The sequence below is a fragment of the Alteribacter salitolerans genome (assembly GCF_016901055.1).
In the GTDB taxonomy this organism is placed as follows: Bacteria; Bacillota; Bacilli; order Bacillales; family Salisediminibacteriaceae; genus Alteribacter; species Alteribacter keqinensis.
Window position 1 is genome coordinate 179,186 of sequence record NZ_JAFEUX010000001.1, and the last position, 21,027, is coordinate 200,212.

At 43.1% G+C, this 21,027-nt stretch carries 26 protein-coding genes; 18 read left to right on the forward strand and 8 right to left on the reverse strand.

The annotated features are described in order from the left end of the window. The first annotated feature begins 42 nt into the window (after positions 1-42). The 3 genes from JSY36_RS00860 to JSY36_RS00870 all read left to right on the forward strand — a co-directional run bounded on the left by JSY36_RS00860 (position 43) and on the right by JSY36_RS00870 (position 1,236). On the forward strand, positions 43-366 hold the full coding sequence (locus JSY36_RS00860) for a metal-sensitive transcriptional regulator (protein WP_205164854.1): 324 nt from the start codon (positions 43-45) through the stop codon (positions 364-366). Positions 367-382: 16 nt separating this feature from the next. Next, on the forward strand, positions 383-589 hold the full coding sequence (gene copZ / locus JSY36_RS00865) for a copper chaperone CopZ (protein ID WP_205164855.1): 207 nt from the start codon (positions 383-385) through the stop codon (positions 587-589). A 134-nt stretch (positions 590-723) separates the two neighbouring features. Next, positions 724-1,236 (forward strand): CcdC family protein, encoded by a 513-nt coding sequence (locus JSY36_RS00870; protein WP_272873228.1) that lies wholly within the window; start codon positions 724-726, stop codon positions 1,234-1,236. Between the two features lie 291 nt (positions 1,237-1,527). Here the strand turns inward: JSY36_RS00870 and JSY36_RS00875 are convergent, their stop codons facing one another. The 3 genes from JSY36_RS00875 to JSY36_RS00885 all read right to left on the reverse strand — a co-directional run bounded on the left by JSY36_RS00875 (position 1,528) and on the right by JSY36_RS00885 (position 2,657). Continuing rightward, positions 1,528-1,941 carry a DUF2621 domain-containing protein gene (locus tag JSY36_RS00875; RefSeq protein ID WP_205165176.1) on the reverse strand — a complete coding sequence of 138 codons (414 nt, stop codon included), beginning with the start codon at positions 1,939-1,941 and terminating at the stop codon, positions 1,528-1,530. 113 nt (positions 1,942-2,054) lie between these two features. After that, on the reverse strand, positions 2,055-2,252 hold the full coding sequence (locus tag JSY36_RS00880; protein ID WP_236784355.1) for a hypothetical protein: 198 nt from the start codon (positions 2,250-2,252) through the stop codon (positions 2,055-2,057). A gap of 126 nt (positions 2,253-2,378) precedes the next feature. Beyond that, complete coding sequence (locus tag JSY36_RS00885; protein WP_205164858.1) at positions 2,379-2,657, reverse strand: hypothetical protein; 279 nt, start codon at positions 2,655-2,657, stop codon at positions 2,379-2,381. A gap of 189 nt (positions 2,658-2,846) precedes the next feature. On the opposite strand from JSY36_RS00885, the gene JSY36_RS00890 reads away from it, so the two are divergent. Next, positions 2,847-3,641: an alpha/beta fold hydrolase gene (locus JSY36_RS00890; RefSeq protein ID WP_205164859.1), complete on the forward strand. Its 795-nt coding sequence runs from the start codon at positions 2,847-2,849 to the stop codon at positions 3,639-3,641. A gap of 217 nt (positions 3,642-3,858) precedes the next feature. Here the strand turns inward: JSY36_RS00890 and JSY36_RS00895 are convergent, their stop codons facing one another. Next, positions 3,859-4,668: an alpha/beta fold hydrolase gene (locus JSY36_RS00895; protein WP_205164860.1), complete on the reverse strand. Its 810-nt coding sequence runs from the start codon at positions 4,666-4,668 to the stop codon at positions 3,859-3,861. Positions 4,669-4,892: 224 nt separating this feature from the next. On the opposite strand from JSY36_RS00895, the gene JSY36_RS00900 reads away from it, so the two are divergent. Continuing rightward, the gene (locus tag JSY36_RS00900) at positions 4,893-5,960 is read left to right on the forward strand and encodes an SDR family oxidoreductase (protein WP_205164861.1); all 1,068 of its coding nucleotides are present in this window, start codon (positions 4,893-4,895) and stop codon (positions 5,958-5,960) included. 68 nt (positions 5,961-6,028) lie between these two features. Here the strand turns inward: JSY36_RS00900 and JSY36_RS00905 are convergent, their stop codons facing one another. After that, the gene (locus JSY36_RS00905) at positions 6,029-6,571 is read right to left on the reverse strand and encodes a GNAT family N-acetyltransferase (protein WP_122896986.1); all 543 of its coding nucleotides are present in this window, start codon (positions 6,569-6,571) and stop codon (positions 6,029-6,031) included. Positions 6,572-6,891: 320 nt separating this feature from the next. Between JSY36_RS00905 and JSY36_RS00910 the strand changes: the two genes are divergently transcribed. From JSY36_RS00910 to JSY36_RS20570, 3 genes are all read left to right on the forward strand, one after another. Continuing rightward, a complete protein-coding gene (locus tag JSY36_RS00910; RefSeq protein WP_122896985.1) occupies positions 6,892-8,532 on the forward strand; it encodes a PQQ-binding-like beta-propeller repeat protein in 1,641 nt (546 codons plus the stop codon). A gap of 515 nt (positions 8,533-9,047) precedes the next feature. Further along, the gene (locus JSY36_RS00915) at positions 9,048-9,200 is read left to right on the forward strand and encodes a hypothetical protein (protein WP_205164862.1); all 153 of its coding nucleotides are present in this window, start codon (positions 9,048-9,050) and stop codon (positions 9,198-9,200) included. A 147-nt stretch (positions 9,201-9,347) separates the two neighbouring features. Beyond that, positions 9,348-9,476: a hypothetical protein gene (locus JSY36_RS20570; protein ID WP_272873229.1), complete on the forward strand. Its 129-nt coding sequence runs from the start codon at positions 9,348-9,350 to the stop codon at positions 9,474-9,476. A 530-nt stretch (positions 9,477-10,006) separates the two neighbouring features. Here the strand turns inward: JSY36_RS20570 and JSY36_RS00920 are convergent. Next, positions 10,007-10,141 (reverse strand): small acid-soluble spore protein P, encoded by a 135-nt coding sequence (locus JSY36_RS00920; RefSeq protein ID WP_205164863.1) that lies wholly within the window; start codon positions 10,139-10,141, stop codon positions 10,007-10,009. Positions 10,142-10,306: 165 nt separating this feature from the next. On the opposite strand from JSY36_RS00920, the gene JSY36_RS00925 reads away from it, so the two are divergent. Then, entirely contained in the window at positions 10,307-10,564 is a 258-nt protein-coding gene (locus JSY36_RS00925; RefSeq protein ID WP_122896983.1) for a DUF1216 domain-containing protein, read from the forward strand. An 81-nt stretch (positions 10,565-10,645) separates the two neighbouring features. On the opposite strand, the gene sspO is transcribed toward JSY36_RS00925, so the two are convergent. Next, positions 10,646-10,795: a small acid-soluble spore protein O gene (gene sspO, locus JSY36_RS00930; protein WP_122896982.1), complete on the reverse strand. Its 150-nt coding sequence runs from the start codon at positions 10,793-10,795 to the stop codon at positions 10,646-10,648. Between the two features lie 231 nt (positions 10,796-11,026). On the opposite strand from sspO, the gene acnA reads away from it, so the two are divergent. From acnA to JSY36_RS00960, 6 genes are all read left to right on the forward strand, one after another. Continuing rightward, positions 11,027-13,762: an aconitate hydratase AcnA gene (gene acnA, locus JSY36_RS00935; RefSeq protein WP_205164864.1), complete on the forward strand. Its 2,736-nt coding sequence runs from the start codon at positions 11,027-11,029 to the stop codon at positions 13,760-13,762. A gap of 506 nt (positions 13,763-14,268) precedes the next feature. After that, on the forward strand, positions 14,269-14,418 hold the full coding sequence (locus JSY36_RS00940) for a hypothetical protein (RefSeq protein WP_183163735.1): 150 nt from the start codon (positions 14,269-14,271) through the stop codon (positions 14,416-14,418). 109 nt (positions 14,419-14,527) lie between these two features. Continuing rightward, positions 14,528-15,271, forward strand: a complete 744-nt coding sequence (locus JSY36_RS00945) for a DUF421 domain-containing protein (RefSeq protein WP_122896980.1) — start codon at positions 14,528-14,530, stop codon at positions 15,269-15,271. A gap of 52 nt (positions 15,272-15,323) precedes the next feature. After that, positions 15,324-15,464, forward strand: coding sequence for an FbpB family small basic protein (locus JSY36_RS00950; protein WP_122896979.1), 141 nt, complete (start codon positions 15,324-15,326; stop codon positions 15,462-15,464). 60 nt (positions 15,465-15,524) lie between these two features. Next, complete coding sequence (locus tag JSY36_RS00955) at positions 15,525-15,659, forward strand: acid-soluble spore protein N (protein ID WP_122896978.1); 135 nt, start codon at positions 15,525-15,527, stop codon at positions 15,657-15,659. Positions 15,660-16,296: 637 nt separating this feature from the next. After that, the gene (locus JSY36_RS00960; RefSeq protein ID WP_236784359.1) at positions 16,297-16,824 is read left to right on the forward strand and encodes a VanZ family protein; all 528 of its coding nucleotides are present in this window, start codon (positions 16,297-16,299) and stop codon (positions 16,822-16,824) included. Positions 16,825-16,846: 22 nt separating this feature from the next. Here the strand turns inward: JSY36_RS00960 and JSY36_RS00965 are convergent, their stop codons facing one another. Continuing rightward, entirely contained in the window at positions 16,847-17,497 is a 651-nt protein-coding gene (locus JSY36_RS00965) for a TVP38/TMEM64 family protein (protein ID WP_205164865.1), read from the reverse strand. A 164-nt stretch (positions 17,498-17,661) separates the two neighbouring features. Here JSY36_RS00965 and JSY36_RS00970 point away from each other — a divergent pair, with 164 nt between their 5' ends. The 3 genes from JSY36_RS00970 (at position 17,662) to JSY36_RS00980 (ending at position 20,909) form a co-directional block, all read left to right on the forward strand. Beyond that, the gene (locus tag JSY36_RS00970) at positions 17,662-18,948 is read left to right on the forward strand and encodes a LysM peptidoglycan-binding domain-containing protein (RefSeq protein WP_205164866.1); all 1,287 of its coding nucleotides are present in this window, start codon (positions 17,662-17,664) and stop codon (positions 18,946-18,948) included. A 740-nt stretch (positions 18,949-19,688) separates the two neighbouring features. Continuing rightward, entirely contained in the window at positions 19,689-20,630 is a 942-nt protein-coding gene (locus JSY36_RS00975) for a DMT family transporter (protein WP_236784363.1), read from the forward strand. A 63-nt stretch (positions 20,631-20,693) separates the two neighbouring features. Then, complete coding sequence (locus JSY36_RS00980) at positions 20,694-20,909, forward strand: hypothetical protein (protein WP_122896974.1); 216 nt, start codon at positions 20,694-20,696, stop codon at positions 20,907-20,909. The last annotated feature ends 118 nt before the right edge of the window (positions 20,910-21,027 follow it).

A 21,027-nucleotide genomic window follows, 5' to 3' on the forward strand; every position in this document is an offset into this window, starting at 1 on the left:
ACCTAATGGGGGTATGGTGAATGTAGAGAAACTGAGGTGAGAATGATGTCAAAAAAACTGGATATCGAGCTTGTGCCTTCTCATACTGTCACCAGGCGCACGTCCGATGAAAAAGAAAAGCTCATTAACAGAATGAAACGTATTGAAGGCCAGGTAAGAGGGATTCAGAGAATGATCGAGGACGATCGTTACTGCATCGATGTTCTTGTACAGCTTTCTGCTATCAGCGCAGCTTTAAAAAAAGTCGGCTATACGTTGCTGGAAGACCATACCCGGGGTTGTGTAAAAAATGCCGTTGAGCAAGGTGACGGTGACGAGGCTATCGATGAACTTATGAAAGTTATTGAACAGTTTTCACGCTCATAATAAGGGGGACTCAAAGATGAAAAAAGAAGCAATTCTTGTAGAAGGTATGACATGCAATCACTGTAAATCAGCTGTAGAAGGGGCATTAACGAACATGTCCGGTGTCCATGCAGCAGAAGTTAATCTTAAAGAAAAAAATGTGACGGTTGAGTATGATGATTCGACTGTAACGATCGAGGCCATGAAAGAAGAGATTGACGACCAGGGCTATGATGTAAAATAATAGAACGGTCTGGATCCGCTTTTGGGTCCAGGCTGTTTTTTCTCTTTGTTCTGAAATGAACTGGTAAGGGGTTGTACGAGGTGATATACTAAATAGAGCATCTTATGATTGTACAGTCTGGAGGGGATGAACCCTTGCTTGGTATTGTTTTTACAATTTTAGCCGTTATTATGGGTCTCTTTGCATTAATGATCCGGATGAGAGCCATGAAAAAGCCCGCAAACGCCCGAAAAATTATTATCCCGCCGATTGCCATGAGCACCGGCTTTTTAATGTTTGTATATGAACCCGCCAGGATTACCCCGTTGCAGTTTTTGGAAGCATTTTCAGTAGGGGTTTTGTTTTCCATCCTGCTTATTAAAACAAGCAAGTTCGAAGTACGCAATAATGATATCTACTTAATGCGCTCAAAAGCGTTTGCTTTTATTCTTGTGGGGCTGCTCTTGCTTCGTGTCATTTTTAAACTGACGTTTGGCCACCAAATCCAGGTTGAAGAGCTTGCAGGAATGTTTTTTGTACTTGCATTTGGAATGATTCTGCCCTGGCGGATTGCCATGCTGGTGAAATTCAGAAAAGTTCAAAGAACACTTACCGACCGGAACACGGCAAATTCAATGCAATTACAGACAGAAAACCCGCTTCCTTAATTGGTAGCGGGTTAATTTTATACTTAAACAGACTGTTTACAACGCATATGGCATTTCCTTATGAATTCCCAGTAGGTTATGGATAACTTCAGCGTGTTTATGCAGACTTTAAGCGTGTTTATGGAGAACTTTGGTCCGTGTATACAGAATCCAGAGACATTTATGCATAACTTTGGACAGTTTAAAGAGAATTAGTCAATTTTCGACAAATCCTTCTCGCTTTTCGGCTGGTCAAAATAAAGGTGTCTCAACAGGGTTATTTCAACCTGATGAGACACCTCTATTAGATACCTACTGCTGAAAATATCCTTCATACTGACTGATATCGATCTTTTTCTCCCGCAGTTTTTTGACCAGAAATTTGTGATCGCGTTTGGGTGTAGCTGCGATGTAGCCTTTAATAATTAAATCCTCTGTCATTTCGTCTGCTTTTTCCTCCAGAGCAAATTCGCCGATTTTACCTGCAATCTTACCTTTCGCAACGTCACGGAAGAGTTCCGGAACGGGTTCTACGAGTTCGTTTAAAAACGCTTTATCTTCATCAGACCATAAATGAAGTGTTTCATTAATATAGTAATCCTGCCAGTCAAGAATCGATTTTCCGTCTTCTTTAGGCAGCTTCTTAAGAAACTTCCTGAACATAAAATAGCCGCCGATGGACACAAGTCCCATTAACAGGATTGACCATAAGAAAATAAACCACATAAACAGATCGTTTGCCACTGATCTTCACCTCTATTGCATACTACTTCTATTGTACGATAATCCCGGGGCTGTGAAAAGTCCGGTGCAAAACCAAAAAGAAAAAGCGACTGGCATTACACCATCCGTTTGCGTTTGAGGTAGGCATCTTCTGTACCGAGTTCTCTGTTGAGCAGTCTTTCCATCTCAATTAGCGCTTCCCGTTCTACAATTGGATCGTCATTAGACCACATCACCCGGTACACAAAGTAATAATGTCCGATTACGCGGAAAATGACGGGGCTGTTCGGGAACTCATCAAACCAGGCTTTCATAGCCCGCCTCTTTAAGTAAGAGTAGTCAAGCATTTCCATAAACCATCACCCACTTAAGAGTAAAACAGGTGTTCGTATTTTTGAAGTGGACTTAAGTTGTGTTTTTGTTACAAATTGCTCCTTCTTCTATTTTTCTTTTGTGAACCTGTGGGAGATCAGAACAATGAAAAACGAAACGATACTCAAAACACCAAAAAGAATAAAGAACGTCATATCAACAATCGGCTGATAAATGGTGGAAAAGTAATGAGCTTTTACAAGAAATACAGCGGATGCAGTAAATGTAATCAAAGACGGAACGTATTTTTTCCACCATGCCCTCTTTGATGGCTTGGAATATCGCTGAGTTGCTCTCAATAAGAATAAAACAACCAGCAGGATCGCGCACGTGATCATGAAATTCATCTGTTCACCCCGTATTGTCAGACAGTCTCTTCATTGATTTATAATCACAAATCCAAAATTCATTCCAATGAGTCCCAAGTTCATTGGATCGATTATATAATTACCCATTGTTATCCAATTTTGGAAGGCGTAAAATGAATTAAAAGAAAATTGTATCGGAATCTGCATCCTAAGAAGGGGGGAGTGAGAGTGGCTTTCTTAAACGGTACAAACGGTCCTGTCTATTATGAGGTTTACGGAGAAGGGATCCCCATCCTGTTTACTCATGGTGCTTCATGGAATCACCGGCTGTGGGAGCCTCAGGTTGATGCATTAAAAGAAAAATATAAAGTCATCGTGTGGGATGTGCGCGGACATGGAAAATCCCGCTGCAAAGAGGACCAGGAGCTTAATGGGGAGATTTTTATTCAGGACCTCATTGAGCTTCTTGATCATCTGTCAATTGAAAAAACTGTTCTATGCGGGCTTTCAATGGGTGGCATAATCAGCATGCAGACGGCCATAATGCACCCTGGGCGGGTTGCCGGCATTATTGCCATAGGGGCCCCGTGTTCGTTCAGGTTTAATAAATACGAACAAATGATGATACCCATCCAGAGGCTCATGTTCAACTTTATCCCTATAAAAGCCTTCGCCAGAGCACAAGGGATTTACTTTTCCCGCTACAATCCTTCAAACCGTCTTTTCATCGAAGAAGCTGTATTATCCCTGACGCAAAAAGACTGGTCCAGTATCTGGTCTGCCCTGACCCGGATGGACTGCCGGGAGAGACTGAGTACGATATCCTGTCCCACTCTGATTCTCCAGGGAGAGCATGACATTATCATCAGGCATCAGCAGGAGTATATGGCACAAACCATCCCCGGGGCAAAATGGGAAGTGATTGAAAATGCAGCCCATGCAACGAACCGTGATAATGCCCCGCGGGTAAATGAGCTGATAAAAAACTTCATGACAGAGACAGCTGGTAAAGTGCGGATATAAAACAGGGGCAGGCTGGTGCAAAACGTTAACATAAGATTTTTTTCTGCGGAGTCTGGCTGAATAGACTTCGGTAAAAAGCGGGTAGATGAGACCTTGCAGGCAGATGGAGTCTGACTGGGCGTTTTGTAAACAGACCGTCATTGCTTAACAGCACATTAGTTCAATAACATGAAAAAAGCTGTCCAAAAGGTTTGTTGACCTTCGGGGACAGCTTTTTTCAGATAACTTTTCTGTTCTGCTGCTGATGGATCGCTCGGATATCCTTTAAGAATGCAAGAGCCTTTTTGTTAAACGTTTCGGCTTTTTCAATGTTGCATACATGCCCGCAGTCAGGAATAATTGTGAGGTCAGAGCTGGCTTCGGTTTTTACAAACTTTTGTATTCCCTTTAGGAACATGTGATCCTCGGAACCTGAGATATACAGCTTAGGTATTACGTTTTTTCTAAGGGTGAGTCTGTCATACGTTTTGTAGGCGTATTTTGCTACGTGGGCCCATTTCAGGTAGTCATTCTTTCCGAGTTTGAAAGCTTCCCTGATAAAGATTGTCCTTGCTTTCCTGTGGTTTTTCTTTGGCATCAGTAAAAATGCAAAGATTGAGTAGGGAAGCATATAAGGCAGAACCTTACGAACAGGCTTTGCAAGTGTCAGCTTGCAGAGAATTTGACCCCACTTCAAAAATTTTGAAGCAGCGCCGGCAAGAACCATGGACCGGATGCGGTGCCCGTGACGCAGGGAAATATCCTGCATGACGATGGTTCCAAGGGATACCCCTACAAAGTGAGCTGTTTTAATTTTCAGATGGTTCATCAGTTCAATTACTTTTTCACTGGTCAGCGTCAGATAATCAGGATCGTCAAAAGACCCCGATTCCCCGTGACCGGGAAAATCAATACATAGCAGATTAAAATGTTTTTTAAATGGCTCAATCTGTTTATAGAAGATCGAGTGGTTTCCTCCGAGTCCATGGAAAAGGACAATCCATTCTTCATTGTTGTCACAGTAATGTGTTTGAAAGTTTAATAGCATTATAGTACCCTCATTTAAAGGCTATTTTAGTATACAAAAAGATTTATGTACAAATATACCTTATTGTTGAGGGGAAAACAATGTTATTATAGAATATGTGTTAATTTTACTGATAACTAATGTAATAAAAACAGAATTTAATACATCTTTTAACATTTAAGGAAAAACATTAACTTTTATTGTAATATATTGTTTTTAGAAAATTTGGATAAAGGAGTGGTCACATGAAGATTTTTGTGACTGGAGCGACAGGCTTTGTAGGTTCAAAGCTTACAGAGAAGCTGCTGGAAAAAGGACACCATGTTTATGCCCTGGTGAGAAGCGAGCGGAAAAAGAAGGCGCTCTTGGATAAAATACCTCAAAGCCTTATGAAACGTTTTAATATCGTTTTTGGAAGTCTTTCAGATTCCTCTCTTAATCTTGACGAAGATAGAGTAAAAGAGCTTACGGAAGACAAAATTGACATAGTCTACCACAGTGCTGCGTACCTCTCTTTTGATGACAGAGAGAGAGAAACGTCGTTTAACATTAATGTTGAGGGCACCAGAAATATTCTGGACTTCGCTGTAACAATTGGTGCAAAAAAATTCTTTCATGTTAGTACGGCTTATACACTCGGTATGAAAGAATACGCAAAAGAAACCCTTCATGATACGAACGGCGCGTTTGTGAACAGCTATGAAGAAAGTAAATGTCATGCAGAGCATCTCGTCTACTCCTACCGGGACAGACTGGATGTGAGCATTTTCCGTCCTTCTATTATCATTGGAGATTCAAAAACCGGAGAAGCAGAGACAACGTTTGCCCTTTACGGCATGCTGCGTAGCTTTCAATTGTTTAAAAAGCGGATAGAAAGAAGAATCAGCGAACAGAGCAAAAGATATACGTTTCTGTGTGATGAAAACACACCGTCCAACTTTGTCCCGGTTGATTACGTTGTAAATGTTCTCTCAACAGGAGCTGATGAAGCCGAAAAAGGTGAGATCTACCATATTACGAACAGTTATGAACTGTCCAATGGTGCGATTTTTTCCATCATTAAAAATGCCCTCAATCTTGATAATGTCGTGTTAAAGCCAAAAGACTATCTGCCTCAGCTGACGGCAGAAGAACTTCGCTGGAATGAACCTTTAAGTGTCTTCCAGACATATTTGAGTAAAAACGTAGCCTTTGATGACAGCAATACGAAAGCCATGCTGGAGCGGGTTGGAGAAAAGCCTGTCTACGTAAATGAGGAACTGCTCACACACATGGTGATGAGCTACTGTCACGGTGCGCCGGTAAAAGCTTAATAATGGTAAGAGGCTGTCCCGTTTTTTGGGATAGCCTCTATTAATATTAAAAATACGGCACCCCTCACTCACGAACTTAATTTTGAGAGCCTCTTTTCAAACTGGATTGAATCAAGCCACTCTCCGTGAAACTCAAGCGCATTCTTTTTTAAACCGGCCTCATGAAACCCGTTCTTTAGAAGAACAACCTGAGAACTGATATTATCAGTAAACGTTACGGCTGTTATGAGATTAATATCCTTAGCCGCTGCAATCCGGCTGGCAAGCTGGACAGCCAGGGTCGCATACCCTTTACCTTTATATTTCTGCCCAATCCGGTAGCCTATCTCTGCTTTTTTTACACCATCTTCTGATACATTCACATTAACCAGGTTGACTCTTCCGACAATCCTCTTATCCTCTGTCTTCCTCACTACAAACATAAAGCACTTTTCCTGTTCAATTTCCTGCAAAAACGAAGAAAGGGTATCTTCAAAGGGTTCACGGTCGTAATCGGAATCAGAGCGCTTCGGAATAATTTCATCAAAAAACATTCTGTTCACCTTTTCGAAGTCCAAAAGGTCGGCAGAGGTCACATTTGACAAACATTCCAGATAGACATGGTTCTTCACAATCCTGCCTCCTTCACAAGAGCGTATTTTTATTATCGTAACCTAAAATTATCAGAAAAAACAGTAATTAGTTGAATGCTGACTAAAAGATGGTCCGTGAGTCTTACAACCTGTCAGATTAAGACAAATTGCAACGCGTCATCATAAGGGAACCATGGTCCACAAGCCCTGTTTCGTTATAGCAGGATTCGCGTTCTTCATCTAATGTCAGAAAAGTCGAAAGTTTATTTAAAAAGAGTCTTAAATAATAGAGAAAAAAGTACGGAAAAGGGAGGTTTTGTGATATATTGGAAAAACAAGGGGTGTAAGGGGGATGATGGATGAAAAGAGGGGTTTTCATCTTTTTTGGGCTGTGTTTAATGACGGCCTGCAGTTCAGGCACGTTATTAGCAAAGGAAGAAACTGCATACTTCAGTTACGCCGGTGACCGGGCTGATAAAGCGGATTTGACTGAAAGAGAGCAGCTGGATAAAAAAGAGGCAGAGGAAGTCAAAGAATTCACAGCTTTTAAAGTTGAACATTATGATCACAGCAATATTTCATTTGACCTTAAACATAACAATGAATCAGAGCATTTATACATAAAAACGGATGAAGTTTTCCCGGAGGATTATACAAATGTTGAAGGGGTCCTTACTTTTCGCGGCGGACCAATGCGGGATCAACCTGCTTACGGACAGTTGGACACCGGTGTTTTTGGAATTGAAGAGTCCTGGCAGTACCGGACAGGTTTTAACAGTGACTGGGGAGGGGGAGCAGGGTGGACAGGACAGCCGGCCCTAGTTAAATGGGAAAAAGACGTTCGGGAAATGATGAACATTTATTCTCCATTTATCAATGACGAAGATTTTGTTGAAGTGATTCAAGGATCTCTCGATGGGAACGTCTATTTTCTTGACTTGGAGACAGGAAAAGAGACAAGACATCCGATTGAAGTGGGAAATCCGATTAAAGGCAGCGTATCTGCTGACAGCCGGGGGTATCCCCTGTTATATGTGGGAGACGGCGTACCTTACGAGGACTCTTTCGGTCTTTCCATTTACAGCCTGATTGACGGCTCGTTGCTTCATCACATATCAGGACGTGATGGTTTTGCATTCAGGGAATGGGGGGCTTTTGACAGCTCAGCTCTCGTTAACCGTAAGACAGATACTCTCGTAGTAGGTGGGGAAAACGGTATCTTTTATAAAGTGAAGTTAAATACATTGTTTGATAAAGATGCCGGAACTGTTTCTGTTGCACCTGATGAACTGAAGCTTCGTTACGAAGTGGAAGGCAATGACTATCAGGGGATCGAAAACTCGGTTGCTGTCTACAAAAACCTTGCCTTCTTCGCCGACAATGGCGGATCCATCATGGCGGTGAACCTGCAGACCATGTCTCCTGTATGGGCACTCCCGCCGCTGGATGATACAGACTCCACTATTGTTGTTGAAGTAGTGGATGACGTGCCTTATCTTTATACAGGTACTGAAGTTGATAACATTGGCCGGGACGGTGACTGTCACCTAAGGAAAATTAACGGCATGACAGGTGAAGTGGTCTGGCAGAAAAGTTATTCGGCGTTCTATTATCCCGGTGTAGCCGGAGGGGTACTTGCAACACCTGTTCTCGGTAAACAGGCAATCGAAGACGTTGTTATCTTTACGATCGCAAGACACGGGGGACGGTACCGTGGTCTGATGGCTGCGCTGGACAAAGAAACGGGTGAAGAAGTTTGGACAAGGGATATGCCTTTTTATGCCTGGAGCTCGCCTGTTGATGTGTATGATAAAAAAGGAAATGCCTATCTCATTCAAGGTGATTTTAATGGGGATGTGACCCTTCTCAACGGGGAAAATGGTCAAATGATTGACCAGGTGAGCTTGGGTGTGAATATTGAAGCTTCACCGGCCGTTTATAATAACACTGTCGTACTGGCAAGCCGCAGCGGTTACATTCACGGGATAACAATCGAGTAATCAGGAAAGGCCCGGAGCTTTTGCGTCCGGGCTTGTTTTTTCGTTCATTCATAAAGGTTTGATCCAAAGGTGTTCTTTTCCCTTGAAGAGATGAAGAGCCAAGATTCGAACAGGAAAAAAGAATCCTGGATAAAGAGGAACACATTTCTGTTTTTGCATTCTTTAGTTACGCTTCGCGGTTTTCTGCGTCGAAGCAACTCGAAGCTAATTTCATGATTACTGCCACAGGAGTCTCGGGAACTTTGCCTTCATCACTACGTTTATAAAAGATTTTTTGCTTTTTAGTAATAGCTGTTTTCAGAAACATTGTTGCTTTGTCAATATTAATTATGGAGCGAAAGGCGGCGACTCAAGCGTGAATAGCATCAGCTGAAGACCCAGCGTTGGTGGTCTTTCCCGAGGAGGCTGAAGGGAGGAAAGCGTCCGACTGTAGCGGTGGTGTGGTAAAAGCAAATCAATACGAAAACAGCTTTTTTATAAAAACGAACGGATGATTATGAGGGGAGGTTTTTCAGGTGCAGGAATATTATATTGGCTGGGGCACGTTATCACTTATTAATGCGGGAATTGCCCAGGGGAAAAACCGGAGCGGCTTAAACTGGTTTCTTCTGTCTCTTTTAGTTGGCCCTATTGCAACACTTGCTGTTGTTATCGCTGAGAAAAGGTGAATTTCCGTGTATTGCGGTTAAAATAAGGCTGTCAGGGGAAAAAGTATACAAATATAATCTGTCTGAATCTCATGCACCTGCATGTGGATCCCGGTATTTGCAGTCAGATGCATGGCAGCAGCATCACAATAAAAGGAGGCACAAAGGATGAAACGTATGTTAATGGCCGGTGCAGGAATCGGGGCTTCATTTTATGTGTTCGGCCTGATTAAAGATTTTCTTGAAGGCAAATACATCGAAAAGCAGCGTGAACTAAAAAAAGAGGGCCGCAGGTAAAAAAACGCTGTGTTTAAGAGCTTTGGATATTAATAGAGTTGATTGCAGTGGTTGTGCCGCGCAGTGCAGTGAACGGAAATCCCTGAGTTTAACAAAGCCAAAAGAAAAAAGGTGGTCAGCAATGTGACCGCCTTTTTCTTATGAGTCGATACAGGTATGGGGTACTATCGATGTTTGTCCTTCGGAAACACCTCATTTTTAATGATGTGATGTTACGTTCAGAACGTGTGTCACGTCCGCTTGTTAATGGTACAAGCTAACCACCCCTCAAGATGACTTAAGGAATACCTCGTTTCACACTTCACTTCGATGGTGCTTTGCTGCATCTACTCTGAAAAGAAAGCGTGTGGCTCTCTCTTCAAAATATAGTATGATCTTTTTACGGACTTTTACTAATGGTAAAAAGTGCAAAATGGCACCGCGCAGAAAAGGCTGACCCAAAAAGTCGGTTATTACCTTTTGGGTCAGAGCAATGAGCGTTGATGCTCTCTTTTAAAAGCACTGCACACACAAGAAAATTGATTTAATCGTTAACTTTCACCGTCTGTCTGGCCCACATGGTTCGCTTTTTTCGTTTTATGGGAACCACTCTGAGGGTGCGGCTGGTTGGATCGGTTGTTTTTAGGCTGGTTTCTGCGCTGGCTTTTGAACGTGTTGTTTTCCACAGTCAACGCCTCCTTTCAATACTAGTGTGTCCAGGGACAAAGACACGTACAGTTGAAGAATTAAGCAATCTTAATAAAACTTTCCTGAACTCGTCCGGATAAAAAAACGTACTGAATTTCACACTAATGAGGAATACGTTCAGTCATAGAAAGGAGACGGTGAACATGCCATACCATAAAAACAAGCAACAGGCATTCCAGGCTGCCCAGCAGGCTTTCGTACAACTGCAGGGTGCAATGAACGATCTTGCACCGGATGATGCAGATTACGGTCATCATCATAAAGCAGCCGAACAGGAATTAAATGAAGCCATGCAGGTGATCCAGAAAGCCCATGTAAATGCATCGGAACACCAGAAACAACAGTTAAGAATTTATGAAGAGGAAGTAAGAAAGTACCAGCAGCAGTTAATGGAAGAATAAAAAGGTGTACGAAAAGGGCGTTGGTCCTTTTCGTACACCTTTTCTTTATGAGAAAAACAGCATTCGCGGTTGTTTATCAGATTACTGACGTTTTTTTGTCTTCTTATTAAACATTCTTTCTTCGGCACTCATGGGCTCATCATTCCAGCGTTCGTTGTAGCCGGCGCCTTTTCCCTGTGCTTTTGAATCATTCATACCGGGACGAACGTGATTGGCTTTATCCTTTGACATCATAGTCACCTCCAGTTTTCTTTAGTAGGATGCACAGGGGGAGGGATAAAATTCCGGGTTTGATCATTCGGATTTAAGGGAAATTATTGTATGTGTGTAAAATGAAGCGTTTCCATTCCATATTGAGTCGATTCATGTTATTGTACTAAAGGAAACTTGTCACTTTTTTCACAAGGTTTTAGACAATTTAGACATTCTGTTATATGATTGTACTTGAAGGAGGGAATACATATGTCGAAAGATCAAACATTATACAACTCAAAAAAGTCTTTTGAAGTTAATGGAAAAACGTATCACTACTATGATTTAAAAGCAATTGAAAGTGCGGGAGTTGGAACCGTTTCCAACCTTCCTTATTCTGTAAAGGTGCTTCTGGAAAGCGTCCTTCGCCAGCACGATGGCAGAGTTATTACAGAAGAGCATGTGCAGAACCTGGCTAAATGGGGTACAGATGAGCAGAAAGCGGTGGATGTACCATTTAAGCCTTCCCGTGTTATCCTTCAGGACTTCACCGGGGTACCAGCTGTGGTAGACCTTGCCTCTTTGCGTAAAGCAATGGCAGATATGGGTGGAGATCCGAACGAAATCAACCCGGCAATTCCTGTTGACCTGGTTGTCGACCACTCCGTGCAGGTAGATGATTTCGGCGGTGCCGATTCACTCCTTAAAAACATGGAGCTTGAGTTCCAGCGTAACGAAGAGCGTTACAAGTTCCTGAGCTGGGCTCAGAATTCTCTTGATAATTACAGAGCAGTACCACCTGCAACCGGTATCGTTCACCAGGTAAACCTGGAGTACCTTGCCAATGTTGTTCAGGAAAATGAAAACGATAACGGAGAGCGCGTAGCTTATCCGGATACACTTGTGGGAACAGACTCCCATACAACAATGATTAACGGAATCGGAGTACTTGGATGGGGTGTCGGAGGTATCGAAGCAGAAGCCGGTATGCTGCAGCAGCCTTCCTACTTCCCGGTGCCTGAAGTTATCGGTGTTAAATTCACAGGAGCCCTGCCTGAAGGCGCAACCGCAACTGACCTTGCGCTGAAAGTAACACAGGTTCTTCGTGAAAAGAAAGTAGTCGGCAAGTTTGTGGAGTTCTTCGGACCAGGTCTTGCTGAGATGCCTCTTGCTGACCGTGCGACGATATCCAATATGGCACCTGAATACGGTGCGACATGCGGTTTCTTCCCGGTTGACGAAGAAGCATTAAACTACATGCGCTTTACCGGCCGTTCAGAAGAGCAGGTAAACCTGGTAGAAGCATACTGCAAAGCCAATGATCTGTTCTATGAGCCTGGTAAAGACGATCCGGAATTTACGGATGTTGTTGAAATAGATCTTTCTACAATTGAACCGAATCTTTCCGGACCTAAGCGTCCGCAGGATCTTATTCCTCTTTCCCAGATGAAGCAGGAGTGGAACAAGTCACTTACAGCTCCGGTGGGTAATCAGGGATTCGGACTCGATCCGGATGAAATTAATAAATCTGTTGATGTTGATCACCCGAATGGAAAGACATCCAGCCTGAAAACAGGTGCTGTTACAATTGCTGCGATTACAAGCTGTACGAACACATCAAACCCGCACGTTATGATTGGTTCCGGTCTTGTGGCGAAAAAAGCAGTAGAGGCAGGCCTGAAAGTACCTGAATATGTAAAAACCAGTCTGGCACCTGGATCCAAGGTTGTTACTGGCTACCTGGAAGATGCAGGTCTTATGCCTTACTTGGATAAACTCGGCTTCAACCTTGTTGGATACGGTTGTACTACATGTATCGGTAACAGTGGACCGCTTCCTGAAGAAATCGAAAAAGCAATCGCAGATAATGATCTGACCGTTTCTTCTGTTCTAAGTGGTAACCGTAACTTTGAAGGACGAATTCACCCCCTTGTTAAAGCCAACTACCTTGCATCACCGCCATTGGTTGTGGCATATGCTCTTGCGGGAACAGTTAATATCGACCTTCATACAGAGGCAATCGGCCAGGATAAAGACGGTAAGGACGTATACTTCAAAGATATCTGGCCAAGCCATGAAGAAATCAAGAAGTATATGGATGATGCTGTTGCTCCTGAGTTATTTAAGCGTGAGTATGAAAAAGTGTTTGATAACAACGAACGCTGGAATAAACTTCAGACTTCAGAAGGAGAACTTTACAAGTGGGATGATGAGTCTACTTACATTCAAAACCCTCCTTTCTTCGAGGACATGAGCGAAGAGCCTGAAGATGTAAAAGAGCTTAACAGCCTTCGTGCAGTGGCTAAGCTTGGAGACAGTGTTACAACAGACCACATTTCTCCGGCGGGATCAATTGCAAAAGACAGCCCTGCAGGTAAATACCTTATGGAAAAAGGATTAACTCCTGCGCAGTTTAATTCCTACGGTTCCCGTCGTGGTAACCACGAAGTAATGATGCGCGGTACGTTTGCAAACATCCGCATTAAAAACCAGCTTGCACCAGGTACAGAGGGCGGATATACAACATACTGGCCTACCGGTGAAGTAATGGCGATTTATGATGCGTGTATGAAATACAAAGAACAGGATACAGGTCTTGTAGTCCTTGCCGGTAATGACTACGGTATGGGAAGTTCCCGTGACTGGGCTGCCAAAGGTACAAACCTTCTTGGCATCAAGACAGTTATCGCTCAGAGCTTTGAGCGTATTCACCGCAGCAACCTTGTACTGATGGGCGTTCTTCCGCTTCAGTTTAAAGAAGGGGACAGCGCTGAATCACTTGGACTTACAGGTGAAGAGCATTTCGATGTGAAAGTAACTAACGATATTCAGCCGCGTGACATGGTAACAGTCACTGCAAAACACCCTGAAACCGGTAAAGAAACATCATTTGAGGTTCTTGCCCGTTTCGACAGTGAAGTTGAAATTGACTACTACCGTCATGGCGGAATCCTGCCGATGGTACTGCGTCGTGCCTTGAAAGAAACGAAAAAAGCAAAATCCTAATCGGATACGAACCCCTTTCTGCCAATCGTGCAGGAAGGGGTTTTTTGCGTTTAGTTTTGTTAAAGCTCACAGGCCAGCCTGAAATAGCCTTAGATAAGGTGCTAAAATCTTTCAGTGAAATCAGCATCGTTGAAAGCAAATCTCTCGCAACCACCGTACACGCGCCGAGCATTCCCGGTGAGATGCATGGTAAAGGATGCAGGCTTCATCTAACCTGTTTATGAAAGGATGTTTCCGCAAAAAAAAATGTGGTTCTTCGTTAAAAGGAAGAGTCCTGCCAGAGCGGGCGTCAGGGTGAGCCCCCGCGGAAAGCGACGTGTACTCCGGCTTAATCTACAATTACTGTGGTTATGATAAGGAAGACAGAGCTTCAATCTTTACGAGAACAGCATTCTGTAAAAACGATTAGAAATAAAACTTTTCGATATTTCACATACCATATTAAAAAATACATAACAAAAGAAACAAATCACATACTAGAAAAGAAAACAAAGGAGGAAATGATTTTGGGCAGACAAAAGCAGGGAAACGCAAATGCAGAGCGAAATAAAAATGCGAAAAAACAAGGAAAAGACAACCACGCTTCAGAGCTTGAAACGTTTGCGGACTATGAAGTAAAGAAAATGAGAAACGACCAGCCTCAAACAGGCCAGTAATGATGATAAACGGAAGCGCTTTGTTCGTTTCCGGGGGAAAGGAAAACCCAAGGTCACCTAATGAACTTGGGTTTTTCCATTATCGATAAGATACTAAAGGGTGATGAACGTGTTTGAATTTTGGCAAGGCGCAAGCGATCTTCCGGTTTATCATTTTTTAATTCGTGCCATAATCGTTTACATATATATCTTTATTCTCCTTAAAATTCTCGGGCAGCGCTCGATCGGTACGTTTGATCCTCTTGATTTTATTTTCGGCATTATCATTGGAGATATCGTAGGAGAACCCCTGGCAGCAGGAGACGTTCCTTTACCCGGACCGTTGGCAGCCGCTGCATTCATTGCGGGAATCCATCTATTTTTATCCTGGATTGCATTAAAGCTTCCAAGATTTAGACGGGTGATTGAGGATGAACCGCTTGTTCTTGTTAAAAATGGCCAAATCATTCATAAAGAATTAAACAGAATGAAAATTACTGTTGAATCCTTAATGATGGATCTGCGTCTCCAAAATGCAATTGATTTAACAGAAGTGGATTATGCTGTTCTTGAGCCCAACGGTAAGATCAGTGTGATCAAAAAAACCATGTATGACACAGCATCTCCTGCGGACATAGGTAAAGCACCAGAATCCAAGGGATACCCAACCGTTCTCATTTCAGACGGCCGGGTAATCGATGCGAACCTGAAAAAAGTAAAATCACGCTCCTGGCTTCAGGAGCAGCTCATTAAGCACGGCTTAAAAGAACCGAAAGAATGTTTTTTACTGACCCTTGATGAAGCGGAAAATGTCTATGTGAGCAAGCGATTATCCAAGGAGGAACAAAACCATATCCTGGGGAACTCACAATAAGAGGTATGAACTTCCTCTTTTTGCGTTAATAATGCAAATAGAGGTGAAAGAAATGAAAAAAACGAAGAAAAGACGATTTGAAGACCTGATCAACGAAAATAAGCAGCAGTTAATGAACGATCCAAAAGAAATGGAAAGAATTGAGCTTCGTCTTGATAAGCGTCATCAGGACCGCCTCGACAATGCTCTGTAATCATCGTGTATACCTCCTTTCTGTCCGGCCATATTAAGGATATGGAAGGAGGGCTATACAATGAGCCATAAGTTTGACCAGTACAGACCAAACCACCTGGGCACACAGCCTAGGAAAAGTGATTCCAATAAAGGAAAACAAATGAACAATAAAAGCAGTGAACAGCCTGATTATGCTCCGTCTAAGGGGAAATAAAATGAGAACCTGTCCTATAGGGCAGGTTTTTTGTTTTGTCCAGGAATTTATAGCTCTCTAAGATGTGGGTAGCTTTATGATGAAACTTTTCCGCGTCCATAAGGGCAACTAAGAGGCTGGGACAGAAGTGTTTTACTCAACGAGAATCCGAACGAATAAAATGCGGTGCAAATGAATCGCTCCTGAAATATACTTCGCTTTCCGCGGAAAGCTGGTGAGCCTCCTCGTGCTACGCACTGTGGGGTCTCACCTTTGCTTTTCATCCCGCAGGAGTCTACGTATATTTCATCCGCTTTGTTCGTGCATCGTTCGGATTCTCAGCTAAACTCTTTCCTTATGTCCCAGCCTCAAGTTTTCTTTACCGCTCGTGACCAAGGTGATTGAGCTTTTGTTCTTTGTCAATTTTCAAAAGAGATTGAAGCTTTTATATTTCACTTTCTTTGGCGGTGCCTGCAAACCGTAAGAAATAACCCTGCTGAACCATCCGGATAACAAAACTTGAGTTACTTGGACTATAAAAGTTCCTGTAACAACATTGTTGTGTTTATTTAAATGAAAAAGGGTTGCCACATGCTTGCCCTTCATAAGATAATAAAGGAACGTAAACAAGCTGTCCGGATAGAAAGCAGGGTGAGAGATGCAAGTGATGAAAAAGAATGATACACAGCAAAAACCTGAGGATAGTATTAAAATTAAAAGAAAACCGAGAGCGGCTGTGACGTTATTGTTTCTCCTATACATGGCCAGTCTTTTTTATGTCGTATTCTTTGCCTGGAATTACGGCTCATCATACGGACCTGTCGGAGCAGACGGCCGGAACTTAAATGTAGTCCCATTATTGAGTATTCATAATATCTACTACTACAGCACAGATATATGGGTGCCTGTCAGAATTCTTCTTGGCAACATCGTTATGTTTATTCCTTTTGGATTTTTGTTTCCTCTTCTGTACAGAAGGTGGAGAAGATCTCTTCTCGGCATTCTGCCTGTAGGGTTTCTGGCGCTCGTCCTTTCCGTTTTTATCGAAGTGAACCAGTACTTCTTTACGTACCGGGTCGCAAATGTGGATGATGTTATTTTAAATACGATTGGCGGGCTCATTGGCGCTTCGTTATACTGGCTCGCTGTAAAACTTCATGTTCTTTACGTAAAAACAGCAAGGTGACCCTGTGGTCCCTTGCTGTTTTTTAATTTTCTTCATGCTCCGTTTGAAATTTTGCTTCGGCTCTCTTCTGGAAATAGCGGTACCCTCCGTACACCACAGCAAGAAACGTTCCGTATATAAGGATCATATACACAATTTCCTGAGGGTCTGTGACGATTGTATGGCCGATCAGGGCAAACAGAATCATGGATGGTATTTTGCCCAGAGAGGAGGCCAGGGCGTATGACAAAAAGCGGACCCGGCTTAATGCTGCATATACATTAATGATAATAGATGGAATGACCGGGATCATTCTTAATAACGTAATCGTCAAAAAGGCATTACGCTCAAAAAGGACCGTTAATTTGCCAAGGTATTTGTACTTATGGAGGACCTTCATTCCCCAGTCCTGGTATCCGTAGCGGACAATGGCAAACATAATCACCGAAGCCATGCTTGAACCGAACCAGATAATAAACCCTCCAAGAACAGGCCCGTAGGCAGCCCCGATGACACCACCCACAATCGGGTATGGTATGACAGGAAAAAGCGACATGAGTGTGGCAACAAGGGCGGTTAAAACGGCAAATTCCCGGTCGGTCTGACGAATCCATTGAAGGAGTGGTTCATGAATGAAATAAATAAAAACGGCTATGCCTACATAAAACAACGTAACAAGAATTTTGCGCAACATAGTATGTACTCCTTTAGACTGACTGTTGTTTAGTATACTATGAACCGTAAAATAGTGAAATTAAAATCCTCCGCCTATTCATCAATTCAGGGCCTGCTGCGTATAAATAGAGGTGATGAACCATGCCTGATAAAGGAATATGGGGGAATAGGGGGGAACAAGGTGTGCAGATTCATATTGTAGAAGAAGGCGATTCACTATTCAGCCTTGCACAAATGTATAATAGTTCGGCCGCTGAAATTGCAGAGGCCAATGAACTTCCAGAGCCGGACCGGTTAGTCGCAGGACAAAGTGTTGTCATTCCGATCACCGGTTCTTTTTATGACGTACAGGAAGGGGACAGCTTGTTCGAGATCGCCGATAAGTTCGGGATAAGTGTCGATGAGCTTGCCCGGATCAACCAGGTTTCCATGAATGAACCGTTGAACGTGGGGTTAAGGCTCTACATTCCACCACTTTCAAAAACAACAATAGAAACGAATGCCTATGTAGAACCGATTGGGGATCAGGTATCAGAAAACCTCATTGAATCGGCTCGTAACAGAGCACCGTTTCTCACCTACCTTGCACCTTTCAGCTATGAATTGAACCGCGATGGTACGTTAAAGCCACCTCTTTTAGATGATTTCCCGGCAATAGCAGAGGAGAACAGTGCCGCTTTAATGATGGTAGTCACAAACCTTGAAGAGGGAGCGTTCAGTGATGATTTAGGTGCGGCCATTCTTACGAGTGAGGAAGCCCAGAACACCTTGCTGGATGAAATTATCCAGGAAGCACAGGAAGTCGGCTACGGGGATATCCATTTTGACTTTGAATATTTAAGGCCTGAGGACAAAGAGCGGTACAATGATTTTCTCAGGAAAGCTGCGGAACGACTCAGACAGGAAGGGCTTCTGATTTCAACTGCTCTGGCTCCGAAAACGAGTGCTGACCAGGAAGGGAAATGGTACGAAGCACACGACTACGGCGCCCACGGGGAAATTGTGGACTTCGTTGTTCTAATGACATATGAATGGGGGTACAGTGGGGGACCCCCTATGGCCGTTTCACCGATTGGCCCCGTGAGAGAAGTTGTTGAATATGCTCTCACAGAGATGCCGGCAGAAAAAATCATGCTCGGACAGAATTTATATGGATATGACTGGACACTGCCATTCACACCCGGAGAGGATATGGCGGAAGCAGTGAGCCCGAATGAAGCGGTGAGGAGGGCGTATGAATACAATGTTCCGATCGAGTATGATGAAGAATCCCAGGCTCCTACCTATACGTATACAGATGAGGAAGGGGATGAACACGAGGTTTGGTTTGAGGATGCCAGAAGCATAGAACAGAAGTTTAACCTGATTGATGAACTCGGGCTGAGAGGAATCAGCTACTGGAAACTTGGATTGCCTTTTCCCCAGAACTGGCTCATACTCAGCGACCGGTATGATGTGAAAAAATTATAAAGCCTTAAGACATAAAGAATGTCCAAACGAATCGGCACAAGCAACACTTTGTGCAAGCGCATTGGTCACGAGCGATAAAGAAAACTTGAGGATGGGACAGAAGTGTTTTATCAACAAGAATCCGAAATTAAATAAAGCGCAAATAAACCGCTTCTGAAATATACTTCCCTTTCCGCGGGAAGCGGGTTACCCTCTTCACTTCGTTGCGGGGTCTCACCTTTGCTTTTCAGAAGGCACTGAAAAAGTTCGATCTTTAACTTTTCCGGTGCCTTTTAAGCCGCAGGAGTCTGCGTATATTTCATCCGCTATGTCAGTTCATTGTTCGGATTTTCAGCTAAACACATTCTTTATTTACCAGCCACTTACTTGCCCTTAGACTTTAGTTTAAGGATTTCAGGCAATCATATTGAAGCCGCTCTTTGGATTCAGTTGATGGCATGAAATGACCTCGAGATCGCAGGCGCTGAGTTGGACTCGGAAAAATTCCTCATAAAGTTTTCTACATCTTAGAGAGTTATAATTTCCTAAAACAACAAGAAAACCGCTTTACTCGTGAAGAGGAAGCAGTTCACGGCTTCAAAGGGCGATTCACAAGGTATCTTCCACCTTGTGAATCGCCCTCACTATTTTGGTTCAAGATGTTTTAATAAGTTCCACTTCTTTCTGCATTCACTCTAGGCAAGAGGCTTTTTTTCATGTATATTTCGTATATCGAATAGTTTAGTGAAACGGACTGATGAATGGTGACACAACAACGACTTTGGCCTGTCTATCTTATGCTTGCTTTTGCAACCAGTACGTGGGGAAGTGCGTTCGTTGCAGGACGCTTTGCCACAGAAACGTTTGATCCGGTAACGGTTTCGTTTCTGCGTTTCTTTTTTGCTGCTCTTATCCTGATTCCCATGATGATGATTCTGGAAAAAGACCGGCCGAAGCCGTCCAAAACAGACTGGCTTCTCCTCATATCCCTCGGACTTACGGGTATTGCGATCTATAATATTGCTTTCTTTACAGCTGCCAAATATGCGCCAATCGTAAAAAGCTCCTTGTTTATAGCATCCAATCCGGTACTGATCATTCTTTTATCAGGCTTGTTCTTAAAGGAAACCATTACGAAACGTAATGTGACCGGGCTTGTCCTTGCTTTAACAGGTGCAGTCATTATTATTACAAACGGGCAGATTCTTGCAACCTTGAGAAACGGTCTCGAGCCGATTGATCTCGTCCTGTTATTTGCTGTTATCTGCTGGGCGCTGTACAGTGTTCTTGGAAAGGTTGCGTTAAAGAAATTTTCAGCTCTGACTTCGACTACTTATGCGGTTACCATCGGGACACTGATGCTCATGCCATTTGCTGTCTATGAAACAAGCTGGTCCCAGGTAGAGGCGGCTGACTGGGTTGTCTGGTCTTCCATTCTTCATATGAGCATTATTGTGACTGTGATCAGCTTTCTCATGTATTATCAGGGAATAAAGATCATCGGCGCTGCTAAAGCTTCCCTGTTTATCAATCTGATGCCGGTATCGGCTGTCATTTTGGCCGTTATTTTCCTTGACGAGCCATTGCTTTTGGCACATATTATTGGAGCCATGTTTGTATTTACCGGAGTAACGGTGGGTACCAGAACGAAACCTTTATGGATTCACCAGCAAAAAAGAAAAGCAAGAAAGACAGCCTCATAGTTACTGACACCTTTTTTACAGATGGGAATAAACTGAAAAAAAACAGCGAAAGCGTGAGGCTGGATGTACGATCAATTCCTTTCATACCAGGAACTTATGAATTATTACGCACGGGTGAAGAACTATATTGATGACGGCTTCAGGGTGGACGGGTTAAAGGAAGAACTCGAGCTCATTTTCACATCTCTCAGAAGAAAAGCCGGGGAAGAAAGAATCGAGATTGACGAAGAAAAGCTGGAAAAGGAAATCAAGTGCTATATAAGAAGGCTCCGCCACTGAAACGGAGCTCAACATAATAAACAAGGGAGCTTCCGGGAGAAAACCTTCTCCACATGAAGCTCCCTTTTTATTTTGCTCCTTTTCCCCGTGTAAGGTGGCACGGAACACCTGTCCCTAT